Source organism: Gordonia sp. CPCC 205515 (assembly GCF_048537925.1).
In the GTDB taxonomy this organism is placed as follows: Bacteria; Actinomycetota; Actinomycetes; order Mycobacteriales; family Mycobacteriaceae; genus Gordonia.
On sequence record NZ_JBCLVJ010000006.1, the window covers coordinates 1 to 15,396 of the forward strand.

The 15,396-nt window shown below is 66.1% G+C and carries 15 protein-coding genes; 10 read left to right on the plus strand and 5 right to left on the minus strand.

Features of this window, described 5'->3' with window-relative positions; translation table 11 throughout:
* Positions 1–235: 235 nt before the first annotated feature.
* Genes AAFP30_RS08595 through AAFP30_RS08610 form a run of 4 tightly spaced genes read right to left on the minus strand, consistent with a single transcriptional unit; the run spans position 236 to position 5,291 of the window.
* A complete protein-coding gene (locus AAFP30_RS08595; RefSeq protein WP_419229475.1) occupies positions 236–1,399 on the minus strand; it encodes a thiolase C-terminal domain-containing protein in 1,164 nt (387 codons plus the stop codon).
* Entirely contained in the window at positions 1,396–2,568 is a 1,173-nt protein-coding gene (locus AAFP30_RS08600; protein WP_419229476.1) for an OB-fold domain-containing protein, read from the minus strand. The genes AAFP30_RS08595 and AAFP30_RS08600 overlap by 4 nt, the downstream gene beginning before the upstream one ends.
* Before the next feature lie 15 nt (positions 2,569–2,583).
* Positions 2,584–3,789 carry a CaiB/BaiF CoA transferase family protein gene (locus AAFP30_RS08605; RefSeq protein ID WP_419229477.1) on the minus strand — a complete coding sequence of 402 codons (1,206 nt, stop codon included), beginning with the start codon at positions 3,787–3,789 and terminating at the stop codon, positions 2,584–2,586.
* Positions 3,786–5,291: an aldehyde dehydrogenase family protein gene (locus AAFP30_RS08610; protein WP_419229478.1), complete on the minus strand. Its 1,506-nt coding sequence runs from the start codon at positions 5,289–5,291 to the stop codon at positions 3,786–3,788. The genes AAFP30_RS08605 and AAFP30_RS08610 overlap by 4 nt, the downstream gene beginning before the upstream one ends.
* A 182-nt stretch (positions 5,292–5,473) precedes the next feature.
* On the opposite strand from AAFP30_RS08610, the gene AAFP30_RS08615 reads away from it, so the two are divergent.
* The 10 genes from AAFP30_RS08615 to AAFP30_RS08660 all read left to right on the plus strand — a co-directional run bounded on the left by AAFP30_RS08615 (position 5,474) and on the right by AAFP30_RS08660 (position 14,286).
* A complete protein-coding gene (locus tag AAFP30_RS08615; protein ID WP_419229479.1) occupies positions 5,474–6,280 on the plus strand; it encodes a TauD/TfdA dioxygenase family protein in 807 nt (268 codons plus the stop codon).
* Complete coding sequence (locus tag AAFP30_RS08620; protein WP_419229480.1) at positions 6,277–6,984, plus strand: SDR family NAD(P)-dependent oxidoreductase; 708 nt, start codon at positions 6,277–6,279, stop codon at positions 6,982–6,984. Before AAFP30_RS08615 ends, AAFP30_RS08620 begins: the two co-directional genes overlap by 4 nt.
* Before the next feature lie 62 nt (positions 6,985–7,046).
* Positions 7,047–7,907, plus strand: coding sequence for a mycofactocin-coupled SDR family oxidoreductase (locus AAFP30_RS08625; RefSeq protein ID WP_419229481.1), 861 nt, complete (start codon positions 7,047–7,049; stop codon positions 7,905–7,907).
* Positions 7,908–7,952: 45 nt separating this feature from the next.
* Complete coding sequence (locus AAFP30_RS08630) at positions 7,953–8,168, plus strand: ferredoxin (protein WP_419229482.1); 216 nt, start codon at positions 7,953–7,955, stop codon at positions 8,166–8,168.
* 25 nt (positions 8,169–8,193) lie between these two features.
* On the plus strand, positions 8,194–9,558 hold the full coding sequence (locus AAFP30_RS08635) for a cytochrome P450 (protein ID WP_419229483.1): 1,365 nt from the start codon (positions 8,194–8,196) through the stop codon (positions 9,556–9,558).
* Positions 9,559–9,595: 37 nt separating this feature from the next.
* Positions 9,596–11,257, plus strand: coding sequence for a thiolase C-terminal domain-containing protein (locus AAFP30_RS08640; protein ID WP_419229484.1), 1,662 nt, complete (start codon positions 9,596–9,598; stop codon positions 11,255–11,257).
* Complete coding sequence (locus tag AAFP30_RS08645) at positions 11,254–12,162, plus strand: alpha/beta fold hydrolase (protein WP_419229485.1); 909 nt, start codon at positions 11,254–11,256, stop codon at positions 12,160–12,162. Before AAFP30_RS08640 ends, AAFP30_RS08645 begins: the two co-directional genes overlap by 4 nt.
* Positions 12,163–12,187: 25 nt before the next feature.
* Positions 12,188–13,009: an NAD(P)-dependent oxidoreductase gene (locus AAFP30_RS08650; RefSeq protein WP_419229486.1), complete on the plus strand. Its 822-nt coding sequence runs from the start codon at positions 12,188–12,190 to the stop codon at positions 13,007–13,009.
* Positions 13,006–13,806 (plus strand): NAD(P)-dependent oxidoreductase, encoded by an 801-nt coding sequence (locus AAFP30_RS08655; RefSeq protein WP_419229487.1) that lies wholly within the window; start codon positions 13,006–13,008, stop codon positions 13,804–13,806. Before AAFP30_RS08650 ends, AAFP30_RS08655 begins: the two co-directional genes overlap by 4 nt.
* A gap of 147 nt (positions 13,807–13,953) precedes the next feature.
* Positions 13,954–14,286: a GIY-YIG nuclease family protein gene (locus AAFP30_RS08660; RefSeq protein WP_419229488.1), complete on the plus strand. Its 333-nt coding sequence runs from the start codon at positions 13,954–13,956 to the stop codon at positions 14,284–14,286.
* 245 nt (positions 14,287–14,531) lie between these two features.
* Here AAFP30_RS08660 and AAFP30_RS08665 read toward each other — a convergent pair whose 3' ends face one another.
* A complete protein-coding gene (locus AAFP30_RS08665; protein WP_419229489.1) occupies positions 14,532–15,371 on the minus strand; it encodes a mycofactocin-coupled SDR family oxidoreductase in 840 nt (279 codons plus the stop codon).
* Positions 15,372–15,396: the final 25 nt, after the last annotated feature.

Consider the following 15,396-nt stretch of genomic DNA (forward strand, 5'->3'; position numbering starts at 1 on the left):
TGGCGGCGACGCCACCAACAACGAGCCCGACTCTGCCATCAAAACCGCAGGTCAAAACCTCAATGAACCCAATCTACGGCTGTAGTACTAGCGGCTCGGACGGCTCAACCGGCGGGAAGCCACCGGCGCGGACGGCTGCACCGGCGAGGGAAAGGCGACCTGCGGGAGCGAGGGCGACCAGCGGAGGAGAGGGCGACCAGCGGCAGGAAGGACAACCAGCGGCAGGAAGCGTGGCTCAGTTCGGTCGAGTGCCGCTGAGGATGGTCACCGCGGCCACCGATGTCGGTCCGCCCACGTTGTGTGCCAACCCGATCCGCGCGCCCTCGACTTGGTTGATGGCACCGCCACGCAATTGCTCGAACAACTCGACGCACTGACCCACGCCGGACGCGCCCGGCGGGTGCCCCTTCGACTTCAGCCCGCCACTGGTGTTGACCGGCAACGCGCCCCCGATGGTCGTCTCCCCTGCCTCGAGGAGTTTGTAGCCCTCGAACCGGTTGGCGAACCCGAGGTCTTCATAGCTGATCAGTTCGATGCCGGTGAACAGGTCGTGCACCTCGGCGACATCGACGTCGCCCGGTGCGACGCCGGCCATCGCGAACGCCTGCTGTGCCGCGCGCACGGTCGCCGGGAAGGTCGTCAGATCCGACTTGTGTTGATGCAACACCGAATCCATCCCCAGCCCGACACCGGAGACCCACACGGGTCGATCGGTGTAGCGGTCGGCGACATCCTCGGCCACCAGGATCAGCGCCGCCGCGCCGTCGCTGAGCGGTGCGCAGTCGTAGGTGCCGAAGGGTTCGACCACCGTGGGTGCAGACAGCGCCTGTTCCGCGGTGATCTCATACTGGAGCCGGGCACGCGGGTTGGTCGCCCCGTGCCGGTGATTCTTCACCGCGATCATCGCCAGATGCTCACGGGTGGCAGGTGATTCGTGGAAGTACCGATTGACGTGTAGGGCCACACCGGCGGGGGCCAGCAACCCCAGCGGATACTCCCACGCCATGTCGCGCGACACGGCCTCCCACTCCCAGAGGACATCCTTCGATGCCATCTCCCGCAGCTTGTCCGCACCGACCACCAAGGCTACGTCCACGGCGCCCGAGCCGATGGCGTAGACAGCGTTACGGATCGCGTCATTGCCGGTGGCACAGGAGTTCTCCACTCGCGTGACCGGAATCCCGTCGAGCCCGAGGGAATCGGCGACGATTCCGGACGCGAACCCGTCGGTGGATCCGACCGCACCGAACCACGCGGCGCCGATGTCGTGCTTGTCGATCCCCTTGTCCACCGACGCCGCGCATTCGGCGAACGCCATGGGTACCAGATCCTTCACACCCAGCGCGAAATGTTCGGCGAACGGGGTCATCCCGGCACCGACAACGGCCACTCGTCTCATGCCGCAACTCCTTCGGGTTCGAATGCGTAGCCGTAGTCGGGGACACCGGACCGCACGGCGAGGCGACGCAACACCAGCCGCCCGCGGTCACCGACGCCCACCAGACCGACGTGGGCGCCGGTGACCTTGACCAGGGCGCGCACGCCGACGTCGTCGAGGTCGACCAGGACCAGCGAATAGGGTGAGGGCAGTCCGGGCACCGGAACATGCACGGTCGCTTCCGAATACACCACCCCGGCCCGCGGCAGCGGCACCAGTTCGTAATCCGTGCGCAACGACCCGTCGGTGTCGACGTGATAACGGGGCGGGAAGTCGAGTTCGGCGCTGTCCGCGAATCGCCCCGCCTCCCACCGCACCTTGGCATCGAAGGCGCGCTCATAGGAGGCCAGCGAGATACGGAGTTCGCCACCGGGCGTGATGGGTTCGTCGGACTTGGGACGCGCGGCGGGTTCACGACGATGCACGGCAAGATGTCCGTCGTCGACCGAGATGCCGGACAGGCTGGCCTGTTCGACGGCGACGAGGCGCCCGGTCAATCCCTGCTCGGCCATGCGGGCGACGGCGAAGAGTCCCGAGCTGGCACCGAGGGTGGGCAGCGCAGCGTCCACCTCCGCGACATCGGTGAGGTATTTGCCGCCGACTCCGGCGACCACGGTGGGTTTGTCGACCCAGGAGGCGGCCAGCGATGCGACTAGTCCCCGGTCGTGCAGGAATCGGGCGTCACCGTAGTCGTGGACCGCGCCTGCGGCACTGCGGGTTCGGACCGGCAGGCTGCGCGAGACGCGGGCACTGGTACACACACGCATGCCCTTGTCGCCGGTGAGGACGGCGGCCGCGCCTGCCGGTTCGAGGTCGACACCGATGACGAGTGTGCGGGGCCGGGCCGAACTCAACGCGTCGAGCGCGGCCGGTGCTCCACCGAGCCGCTCGGCGACCTCGAGTTCCGGATCCAGTTCGAGTCCGGCCAGCAGCACCGCGGCATTGCTGCTCTCCGACAACGGCAGATCGCGAGTCACCAGAATCACCGATTCCACGGACCCACCGTCGGCCAGCGCGGCGCGACCTGCTTCGACCGCCATGGTGATGGCGTCCTCGTCGTCGCCGGCCACACGATGCCGCGTGGTACCCCAGATGGGGAGATACGTTCCGACAGATGTCAGGTAGGGCATGACGCCAACGCCTTCCTAGGTGACCGCTCCGGCGGCCTTCAGTTCGATGATGCGGTCCCAGTCGAGTCCGAGCTCTTGCAAGATGTCGTCGGTCTGCGCAGCAAACTCTGGAGCCGCCGCGGCTTCCGGCCGGGACACATCGAATTGCACGGGGTTGCTGACCAATTCGAGCTCGCCGACGTCGACGATGTACTCGTTGTCGCGGATCTGTGCGTCACTGCCGACCTGCTGCGAATCCTGCACCGGTGCCCACGGGCCGGACAGTGTGGCGAACTGCTTGGTCCAGTCGGCCAGGGTGCGTTCGGCGATGGCGGCCCGCAGGATGTCCACGGCTTCCGCGGTGTGTTCGCCGATCGCCTCGGCGGTGGCGAAGCGCGGATCGTCGGCGAGTTCAGGCCGCCCGATGTGTTCGCACACATCACGCCAGAACTTGCCCGGCTGCAACATGACCAGGGACAAATACCGATCGTCGGCGGTCTTGTACAGGCCCGACAACGGATTTCGGATCGATCCGTGCGAGCCGGGTTTCGGCGCCTCCATCGGCTTGTCGAGGAACAGCGACAGCGCCACGGTGTGACCCATCGACCACAGGCCACTGCCCAGCAGCGAGACGTCGACGACGGAGGGCTCCCCCGTCCGCTCCCGCTTGAGCAGCGCAGCGGCGATCCCGCCCGCGAGATTTGTACCGGAGATCGTGTCGCCGAACGCGGGACCGGGCGGATTGATGATCCCCTCGCCGCCCGGCGGAGTGATTGTGGCCGCGATGCCGCCGCGCGACCAGAACGCGGTCATGTCGTAACCACCCCGATCGGACTCCGCGCCCCGCGGGCCGAGCGCGCTACCGCGGGCGTAGATGATCGTCGGATTCACCTCACGGATGTCGTCGACGTCGATGCCGAAACGCGCTCGCGGGCCGGGCAGGAAGCTGGTGAGGAAGATGTCGGCCTTGCGCACCAACTCGTAGAGCACCTCGCGGCCCTCAGGTTTCGACATGTCCAGACCGATGCTGCGCTTGCCCCGATTGGCGTGCTCCACATTGGGATTCACGTCACCGTCGATGCGGAAGGTGCCGGTCTGCCGGAGACCGCGTTGTGGGTCGCCGGTCACGGCGTGCTCGACCTTGATCACCTCGGCGCCCCATTCGGCGAGCACCGCGCCGGCCGACGGGACGAACCCGTACATGGCGACCTCGAGGATGCGGATGCCCTCCAACGGTTTCACGATTCGACCGCCTCGGCGAAGGCCTTGGTCTCGGTGAACTCATGCAGGCCGGCGACGCCCATCTCGCGGCCGATGCCGGATTCCTTGTAGCCGCCGAAGGGGACGTCGGCGCTGAAGTAGTTGCCGCCGTTGATGCTGAAGGTGCCGGTCCGGATGGCGCGTCCCACCGCGAGTCCGCGGTCCCGGTCGACGGTCAGCACGCCGCCGGACAGCCCGTACTTCGAGTTGTTGGCGATCTCGATGGCGTGTTCGTCGCCGTCGTGCGGGATGAGCACCAGGACCGGACCGAACACCTCTTCCTGGGCGATCTCGCTGTCGGGGTCGACGTCGGCGAGAAGGGTTGCCGCGTAGAAGAACCCCGGGTCGATGGCCGTACCCCCGCGCACCAGTCGCGCTCCGTCCGCGACGGCCCGCTGTACCAGTCCGTCGACCTTGTCCCGCTGGCGGGCACTGATGAGCGGCCCCATGTAGGTCTTGTCGTCCGACGGATCACCGACGGTCACATGCTCGAGCATGCCGCCGATCATCTGGGCGAGTTGGTCATGTTTGTCGCGTGGCACAAGCACTCTGGTGGTCAGTGCACACCCCTGACCCGCGTGGGTGCAGATGGTGAAGGCCGCGAACTGTGCCGCCTTCATCAGATCCGCGTCGTCGAGCACGATGAGCGCGGACTTGCCACCGAGTTCGAGGAACACCCGTTTGAGTGAGCCGGCGGCGTCGGCCATGATCTGTTTGCCCACGGGGGTGGAGCCGGTGAAGGTGACCACGTCGACGTCGGGGTGGGCCACCATCGCCTGGCCGACCTCGACCTGTGACGACGACAGCACGTTCACCACACCGGCCGGGATGTCGGTGTACTTGGCGATGATCTCGCCGAGCGCCAGGGTGACCAACGGGGTATCCGGCGCGCCCTTGAGCACCACCGTGCAACCCGCGGCCAACGCCGGCGCGATCTTGGCCAGTGCGAGCTGGTTCGGGTAGTTGTAAGCGACGATCGCCGCCACCACCCCGGCAGGCTCCTGCTCGGTCCACCGGCGGTGCTGCTGCCCTCGGATCTCGATGGCGCCGAGTTCCTCGGTGAACGAGTGGTTCTCGAGCAGATCGGCGTAATAGCGGACGATGCCGATCGGCACCTCGAGCTGATTGCCCTTGGTCAGCATCCGGGTCGCCCCGACCTCGGCGATGGTCAACTCGCGGAGCTCCTCGACGTGTTCGAGCAGCGCGGAGTGCAGTTGATCGAGGCATCGCGCGCGGAACGCGACGTCGGTGGCCCAGTCGGTGCCGTCGAAGGCCCGTCGTGCAGCGGCAATTGCCGCTTCGGCTTCCTCGACGCCGGCGTCCGGCGCGGACCCCAGCACCGCCCCGGTGGCCGGATTGATCGACTCGAAGGTCGACGCGGCACCGACCAGTTGTCCGTTGATCAGCAGGTGCCGCGCAGGGGATTCCGCACCCCGGGCACCCTCGGATGTCGCCGCTTCGGTCGTCAACGTGTCGTGGGCCACGACTCGCCCTCCAGTTCTGTTCGGAAACGCTATTCTCGTATATGACTAACGTCACATTCGCATAGAATCGCGGCGTCCGCAAGGTCAGCGGACATCGCGCGGCGGTCGGGACAAATCCACTGAACTCTTGCCGATTACTTAATTTGGAGAGTACCGTTCTCACACATGGAAGGGAGATTCTTGTGATCCAGACCTCAGCCCTGACCCCCGCCATGGGGGTCAAAGTCACCGGTGTCGACGACCTCCGCGACCCCGCGACCATCGGCCACTGCCTCGAAGCCCTCAAATGGCGTGGTGTCCTCCTGATTCGGGGACTGCACCTCGACGACGACGACCAGGTGGCCTTCAGCAAGCAACTCGGCCCGGTCCTCGCACCCGCAGGCAAGGAGGTGTTCGTCGTCTCGCTCGATCCGGCGAAGTCACGCTCCGCCGAGTACCTCAAGGGCACCTTCAACTGGCACATCGACGACACCACCAACGACATCCCCGCCAAGGCCACCATGCTCACCGCCCGGCACGTCGCGATGGTCGGCGGCGGAACGGAGTTCGCGAGCACCTACGCCGCGTACGAGAATCTTCCCGAACAGGACCGCAAGCGCTACGAGGGATTGCGGGTGCTCCACAGCTTCGAAGCATCGCAGCGACTCGTCAATCCCGAGCCGACCGACGAACAGGTCGCGGGATGGCGTCGACTGCCCACCCACGAGACCTCACTGGTCTGGCAGCGCCGCGACGGGCGCCGCTCCCTGGTGATCGGTGCCACCGCCGACCACATCGTCGGGATGCGACCCGAGGAGAGCCGGGAGTTGCTCGACGAACTGCTGGCGTGGTCGACGCAGGAGCGGTTCAGCTACGTCCACGAATGGGAGAAGGACGATGTGGTGATCTGGGACAACACCGGAATGCTGCACCGCGCGTTGCCGTATGACCCGTCGTCGGAACGCCTGATGCACCGGACCACGATCGCCGGAGATGAGGCCTGGGCGTGAAAACGGCAATCGTCACCGGCGGCGCCTCCGGCATCGGGCTCGCCGTCGCGGAGCGGCTACGCAGTCAGGGCTACAGCGTCGGCACCATCGACCTCACCTCCACCGGCGACGACCCGCTGGCCCAGGCCGCCGATGTCACTGACCGGGCGCAGGTCGACACGGCGTTCGCCGCCATCCGGGAAGCATTGGGCCCCATCACCATTCTGGTCAACGCCGCAGGCGTCGACGGATTTCAGAAGTTCACCAGACTCGGCTTCGACGAGTGGTACAAAGTCATCGACGTCAACCTCAACGGCGTGTTCCACACGATCCAGGCGGCGCTACCGGACATGCTCGAGGCGCAGTGGGGACGCATCGTCAACATCTCGTCGTCGAGTGCGCATTCCGGCCAGCCCTACATGGCGCACTATGTGTCGGCGAAGTCTGCGGTCAACGGACTCACCAAATCCCTTGCGCTCGAACTCGGCCCGCAAGGCATCACGGTCAACGCAGTGCCCCCGGGATTTGTCGACACCCCGATGCTGCGTACTGCCGAAGGACGCAAGCTCCTCGGCGGGACGGTCGAGGAACACATCCAGCGCACTCCGGTACGCCGCGTCGGCCGCCCCGAGGACATCGCCGCCGCCTGCGCCTTCCTCATCTCCGAGGACGCCGGCTACATCACCGGACAGATCCTCGGCGTCAATGGAGGTCGCAACACCTGAGATCGAGAGTCATTGTTCCGTCACTCAATTCAACTCAAGAATCAGAGAAAGCGTGTTTCATCATGGGTCGTGTAGAAGGAAAAGTAGCGTTCGTGACCGGCGCGGCACGCGGGCAGGGCCGTAGCCACGCCGTCCGCCTCGCCGAAGAGGGTGCCGACATCATCGCCGTCGACATCTGTAAGGATCTCGACACCATCGGCTACCCGATGGCCACCCCGGAGGATCTCGAGGAGACCGCGCGACTCGTGGAGAAGCACGATCGCCGCGTCATCACCGTGCAGGCCGATGTCCGCGAGGCCGCGCAGATGCGCAACGCCGTCGAACGGGGTGTCAACGAGTTCGGCAAGCTCGACATCGTCGTCGCCCAGGCCGGTGTCGCCGGTATGAAGGGTGAACCGGCCACCCAGGCCTGGTGCGAGGTCATCGACACCAACCTCGTCGGCACGATGAACGCCGTCCAGGCCGCGCTCCCCCACCTTGGTGAGGGCGCATCGATCATCGCCACCGGTTCCCTTGCCGCGCTGATGGACATCGGCAAGACCGACGTGCCCGGCAAGGACCTCGGTGGTGTCGCCTATGTGTTCTCCAAACGAGCTCTGTCGCAGTACATGTATGAGCTGGCGACGCACCTGGCACCGCGTGGTATCCGCGCCAACGTCATCCACCCGACGAACTGCAATACCGACATGCTGCAGAGCGAGCCGATGTACCGTTCGTTCCGCCCAGATCTGGAGGCGCCGACAAAGGAAGATGCCACTCCTGCCTTCTATGTACAGCAGGCCATGCGCATTCCGTGGGTCGAGCCCGGCGACATCAGCAACACCGTCCTGTTCCTTGCCTCCGACGAAGCCCGCTACGTCACCGGTATGCAGATGCGCGTCGACGCGGGCGGCTACCTGAAGTGGTACGACTTCAAGATCTGATCCGACTGCCCACCAACATCTTTCACTGATTCAAGGAGGACGATCGTGCGAGTTCACGTGGATCCCGACCGATGCCAGGGGCATACCCTGTGCGCGATGATCGCGCCCGAGATCTTCGAGCTCAGCGACATCGACGGCCATGCCACACCGGTGGCCGAGGACGTACCCGACGGCTTCGAGGCCAAGGTTCGCGAAGCGGCACGGTCCTGCCCCGAGCAGGCGATCACGGTGTCCGAGCGCGTCACCTCCGGCAGCGACTGATGATGGCACACCAGGAGATACGACGATGACTGCTGACAGCATGACCGACGACGACGCCCGCAAACACAAGCGGTACACCTTCGAACGACACGCCACCGACTATCGCGAAAAGTTCCTGGAAACCACCCAGGAGATGCACGAGAAGTGCCCGGTCGCGTGGAGTGACACCTACGACGGCCACTGGGTCGCCGCGAGCAGTGATGCGGTCTTCGAACTCGCCCGCTGCCCGTACGTCTCCAACGACCACGACGTCCGCAACGAACGGACCGGGTACAAGGGCATCAGCATCCCCACCGCCGAACGCGCGGCCGGTGTTCGGGGCGGAATCCTGGAGATGGACGAGCCGGAGCACAAATTCTTCCGGTCGATCCTCAACCCGTACCTGTCGCCGGCCGCGGTGAAGCGCTGGGTACCGGTGATCGACATGGTCATCCACGCCTGCATCGACGAGAAAATCGAAAGCGGCCGAATTGATTTCGTCGACGAACTGGCGAATGTCGTACCGGCCGTGCTGACCCTGGCGATGCTCGGTATCCCCGTGGAGAAGTGGGAGATCTACAACGAGCCGGTCCATGCCGCGGTCTACACCCCGCCGGATTCACCGGATGCGCCGAGAGTGGCCGAATTGCATCGCCAACTCGGCATCGACCTGATCACCAACCTCTTCGAGATCCGGGCGAACCCGCGACCGGGCATCATCAACGCCGTCGCCAACGCCAGCATCGACGGCGGCGCTCCCGACGACATGGAGCTGCTGGGCATCCTGAGCCTGGTCATCGGCGGCGGATTCGACACCACCACCGCCCTGACCGCTCACGCTCTGGAATGGCTGGCAGAGAACCCTGCCGAACGGCAACGCCTCAGCGACGACCGCGACACTCTGCTCGACGGCGCCACAGAGGAGTTCCTGCGGTACTTCACGCCGGCCGCGGGCGACGGACGCACGATCTCCAAGGACTTCGAGTCCGAAGAGGGCACCGACTTCCGCGAGGGTGACCGCCTGTGGCTCTCGTGGGCGATGGCCAACCGCGACGCGGAACTGTTCGACGATCCCAATGCCATCCACCTCGATCGAACCGGCAACCGCCACTTCAGTTTCGGCCTCGGCATCCATCGGTGCATCGGATCGAACGTCGCGCGCACGGTGTTCAAGCGGATGCTGATCGCGGTGCTGGACCGGATGCCCGACTATCAGTGCGACCCGGCAGGCACGGTGCACTACGACTCGATCGGGGTGATCCAGGGCATGCGGCATCTGCCTGCGACCTTCACCCCGGGACCGCGTACGCATGCGACCCTCGCCGACACCCTCGTCGAGGTGCAGAAGATGGTCGACGAGCAGGTCCTCGCCGAACCCCTCGCGCTCGCCAAGACGAAGCAGAAGGCATAGCGGCCACCATATTCCGCAAGACGACAGGAGGAACGTCGTGCCCGATGGGCCGGTACGCCCGCTCCCGCAACTGACACCGGCCAACGAGTTCTACTGGACCTCGGGCGCCGACAACCTGTTGCGGATTCAGGAATGCGCACAGTGCGCGGAACTCATCCACCCACCGCAACCCGCCTGCCGGTACTGCCTCGGCACCGAGATGGGGCATCGCGCGGTGTCCGGGCGGGGCACCATCGCGGGGTTCACCGTCAATCACCGCTTCGCGGTGCCGGGTCTCGCGCCACCGTACGTCGTCGCACAGGTCGCCCTGGCCGAAGACGAACGAATTCGGCTGACCACCAACATCATCGACTGCGAACCCGACGATCTCTATCTGGGCATGACGGTGGAGGTGCGTTTCCTCCCCGTCGAGGACGTCTGGCTGCCGCTGTTCGCCCCGATCGCCGAGCAGCCCGCCGAGCCCGCGCCGATGCCGGCGGACGAGATCGCTCCCACCGACTTCGCCAGGCACGTCCGGCCGATGGCCACCACCCACAAGTTCGAGGACCGGGTGGCGCTGACCGGTGTCGGCATGTCGAGAATCGGCCGTCGTCTGATGGCGCCGCCGCTGTCCCTGACCGTCGAAGCCTGCCAAGCGGCGGTGGCCGACGCCGGACTGACGATGGCCGACATCGACGGCATCGCCACCTATCCCGGCGGCGGGAACGTCGGCGGGTTCGGCGAGGGCGGAGTCACACCGATCGAAGCGGCCCTGGGCATTCGACCCACCTGGCACAACGGCGGTATCGAAACCTTCGGTCCGGGTGGGTCGGTCATCGCGGCCATGCTCGCCGTCGCGGGCGGACTCGCCCGCCACGTGCTCTGCTACCGCACCGTCTGGGAATCGACCTACGGCGAGATGATCAAGAATGGCACGATCGTCCCGCCCTCGGGACGAACATCGAGCTGGATGGTGCCGTTCGGCGCGACGTCCGCGGCACACACGTTGGCGCAGAACGCCCAACGCCACTTTCATCGCTACGGCACCACCAAAGAGACTCTCGGCTGGATCGCGTTGAACCAACGCGCCAATGCCGCGCTCAATCCGTCGGCGGTCTATCGCGACCCGATGTCCATGGAGGACTACCTGGCCGCCCGCCCGATCACCACCCCATTCGGCCTGTACGACTGCGACGTGCCATGCGACGGCGCTGTCGCGGTGATCGTGTCGGCGGTGGAGACAGCCGGCGATCTGGCCCAGCCGCCGGTCCTCGTGGAGGCGGTCGGCACCCAGATCATCGAGCGGATGGATTGGGACCAAAGCACATTGACACACGAACCGCAGGTCCTCGGCCAGGCGGCACACCTGTGGTCCCGCACCTCGCTGCGACCCGACGACGTCGACCTCGCCGAACTCTACGACGGATTCACCATGAACTGTCTGTCCTGGATCGAGGCACTCGGCTTCTGCGGAATCGGTGAGGCCGGCGAGTTCCTCGACGGCGGCAAGAACATCTCGCTGCAGGGACAGATCCCGCTGAACACACACGGCGGACAGCTCTCCCACGGCCGTACCCACGGGATGGGTCTGCTGCACGAGGCGATCGTCCAACTCCGCGGCGACGCCGGCGACCGACAGGTGGCCGACGCCCGCGTCGGGGTGGTCAGCAGCGGTGGACTCACCCCGAGTGGTGTGCTGCTGTTGCGGAGTACTTCGTGACCGCGGAACCGTGGCTCGACGAGGTCGACGACCTGGTGTCGGCGCGCGTCGTGGAAGTCGACGGCGTCCCGATGTCAGGGCTCATCGCCGAGGCCGACGATCCACGCGGGATCATCGTCGCGATCCACGGCGGTGCCGCGCGAGCCACCTACTTCGATTGCCCTGGGCATCCGGCCAATTCGCTGCTGAGGCTGGCCCAATCGCTGGGCTATACCGCGATAGCCATCGACCGCCCCGGATACGGCGCCTCCCGCCCGCACGCCGAACACATGGATGCGGCGCGACGTGTGGAACTCGCCTATGGCGCTGTGGACGCGCTCGTCGCGGGACGCGCCACCGGCGCCGGGTTGTTCCTGTGGGCGCATTCGGTGGGATGTGAACTGACGATTCGGATGGCGGCCGATGGGGCGCGCGGACCACATCTGCTGGGACTCGAACTGTCGGGGACGGGGTTGGAGCGGCAGGCGGCCGCGCACGCGATCCTCGGCAACCATGAGCGCAACGCACCAGCCGCAGGAGTCCGGCAGTTGTTGTGGGAACCGGCCGGGCTCTATCCGGCCGACGTCATCGGCGGCGCGTCGATCGCGTCGAAGACACCGCCGTTCGAGGGGTCGGCAGTGCGCGCCTGGCCGCGGGAGACTTTTCCCTCTCACGCTCCCGCGGTCAGCGTTCCGGTGCATTTCACTGCGGCCGAACACGAACGGGTGTGGCGGCACGACAGCACGGCGCTAGCGGACATCGCGGAGTTGTTCTCGTCATCGCCACGGGTGGTGGTCGACGAGTTCGTCGGGGGCGGCCACAACCTGAGCCTCGGACACCTCGCCCGGTCCTACCACCTGCGCGTGCTGTCGTTCGTCGAGTACTGCGTGGCGCGCCGCACCCTGCCCGATCTACCGATCCCCTGATCCACCAGCGAAACGGAGTAGCAGAATGCGCATCGGCTTCATCGGCCTCGGCAGCCAGGGCGGCCCCATGGCCCAACAGATCATCGACGCCGGCGAGGACGTCACACTCTGGGCGCGTCGCCCGGAGACGCTCGAACCATTCGTCGAGTCCGGCGCAAAGATCGTGGGCACGCCCGCCGAAGTGGGGGCGTCCAGCGACATCGTCTGTCTGTGTGTGGTCGCCGACAGCGACGTCCTCGAGGTGGCGTCTGGACCCGACGGCGTGCTCGACGGATTGGCCGAGGGCGGAATCATCGTCGTACACAGTACTGTTCACCCCGATACCTGCCGTAAATTGGCCGAGCTGTCCGCGACGAAGGGAGTTCGGGTCGTCGACGCTCCGGTCAGCGGGGGCGGGCGCGGCGCCACGGCCGGCACCTTGCTGGTGATGGTGGGCGGCGCCGACGACGATGTGGCGCGCTGCCAACCGGTGTTCGCCGCCTACGGCGGGCCGGTGGTCCACCTGGGCGGGCTGGGCGCAGGCCAGACCACAAAGCTGCTGAACAACCTGCTGTTCACCGCCAACATGGCGACGGTCGTCGACGCACTGGCACTCGGCGAGACATTGGGTGTCGAACCCAGCCGGCTCGCCGATGTTCTCACGAAGGGCACCGCCCGCAGCTATGCGTTGGAATCCATTGCGGCATCCGGCGGAACCATCCAACGCATCGCCACCCACGCCGGCAACCTGCTCCGCAAGGACGTCGGTCTGGTCGCCGACATCGCCGGCGCCGAGAACACGACCGGCAATGCCACGTTCGCCGCGGCACAGTCCACGCTCGGCAAGATCGAGGAACTGCAGTCATGAGTGACGTGGCGGTGATCGGTGTCGGACGGATGGGCATGCCGATGGTGTCCCGGCTGCTCGACGCCGGGCACACGGTCGCCGCTCTGGCACGCACTCCGGTTGCCCACGAACTGCTTTCGGCTGCGGGCGCACGCGCGTGCACCTCGATCACCGATCTGGTGACGCCGGACACCACGATCGTGCTGATCGTTGTTCTCACCGACGAGCAGGTACGCGAGATCTGTCTGAACAGCCCACTCCTGCAACGCCTACCGGCCGGTGCCACCGTGGTCGTGCACACCACCGGCAGCCCGCAGACTGTCACGGATATCGCCGAAGTGGCTTCCCCGCTCGGCATTTCGGTGATCGATGCGGCAATCAGTGGTGGGCCACACGACATCGCCGCCGGCCATCTCACTGTCTTCGCCGGGGGCGACGAGACCCAGGTGGCCGCTGCGCGAGCCGTCTTGTGCGCCTACGCCGACCCGATCCTCCATGTCGGCGCACTCGGTGCGGGGCAACGGGTGAAACTCGTCAACAACGCGATGTTCGCCGCACAGATCGGTCTCGTCCGCGCCGGTGCCGACCTCGCCGACCGCCTCGGCCTCGATGAACGCGAACTCCTTGCCGCACTGCCGAACGGCAGCGCCAACAGCCGTGCACTGGAGAGCATTTCCCGCTACGGCTCGGTCGACGCCTTCACCGAACGAGTCCGCGAGTTCGTCGGCAAGGATGTCGACGTCGTCCGCAAGGTCGCCGCCGAGCTCGGTGGCGACCTCGGCGCCCTCGACGACCTCATCACCCAAACCGGCTTCTGATCCCCTCCCGCCGATCACCCCCTCCCGCCGATCGTCCCCTCCGCCGGTCGAGTAAGCCCGGCGACGAAGGAGCCGAGCGCATCGAGGCCCACCGCACCCTGTGGATAAAATTCCGCCACCCCACGAATTCTGTCGGATAGTAGTTCCATGACCGCCTACGTCTACATCCTCGAGTGCGCCGACAAGAGTCTCTACGTCGGGAGCACGCGAAACATCGAGAATCGCGCCGAACAGCACAACACCGGGCGCGGCTCTCGATATACGAGCAAGCGAACCCCCGTCCGCCTGGCCTGGTACCAGGAATACGAAAACATCGGCGAGGCATACGCTCTCGAGAAACGTATCCAGAAGTGGTCACGAGCGAAGCGAATCGCCCTGATCGAAGGCAGGTACGGTGATCTGCCGGCGTTGGCGCGGAAGAAGCCAAAACCACCATCACGGTCGGACGATCTTGGCGCACCACCACCTGTGGTCGAGTAAGTAGTCCTGGGCCGCCACAGGCGGCCAATCTGAGTCGGGGAGAGTCTTGCCTTCCGCTGGTCGAGTAAGCCCGCGAGCGCCCGCGAGCGAGCGCATCGAGACCACTAGCCCTGTACCGCACGAGATCTCGATACACTCGTCGCTAGCGCTCCTCACTACTCGATCAACGTGTGGGGGTCGAGTAAGCCCGGCGACGAAGGAGCCGAGCACATCGAGGCCACCAACCGCAAGGTGGGAGGGGCCGCCTACTTCAGCAGGCTTCCACCGTCGACCGGCAGGGCAACACCGGTGATGAACCGTGCGTCGTCGGAAGCCAGGAAAGCGACTGCGGCGCTGACGTCTTCGGGCTCCACCCAGCCGATCGGCAGGACGTGCATCATCTGCGCGACGATCTTCATGTCGTCGGGGCCCGGATTCTCCAGGTCGGGCCGGAAGAGCTTCATGGTGCCCTCGTTCATGAACATCGGGGTGTTCACATTGGTGGGTAGCACCGAATTGACGCGGATGGAGTGTTCGCCGAGTTCCACGGCGAAGCTCTTCATCAGTCCGAGGACGCCGTGCTTGGCCGCGATGTAGTGCCCGGTGTTCGGATACGCCTTCGCCCCACCCACGGAACTGGTCAGCACGATCGACCCGCCGTTTCCACCCGCGAGAAGGTGCGGCACACCCGCTTTCACGGTCTTCCAGACGCCGGCGAGGTTGACGTTGATCATGTCATTCCAGTCGGACTCGCTGGTCTTGTCCAACGTTTCGCCGCCGTTGCCGATGCCGGCGTTGGCCACGATCACGTCCAGACGTCCGAGTTGCTCGACGCCACTCGCGACCGCCGCGTCGAGGGCAGCCTGATCGCGCACATCCACCTCGGTGGCCACAATCCGTCGATTCCGCGCCTTGACCAGGTCCACGGTCTCGGCGAGGTCGGCGGACGTCGCGGCCGCGATGGCACTGTCGGGCGTCACCGGTCCGCAGATGTCGACTGCGATGATGTCCGCGCCCTCCTCGGCCAGCCGTAGCGCGTGACTGCGCCCCTGGCCACGTGCGGCTCCACTGATGAAGGCGACCTTGCCCTCCAACCGATCTGACATATTCTTCATCCTCTCTTCGATTGCG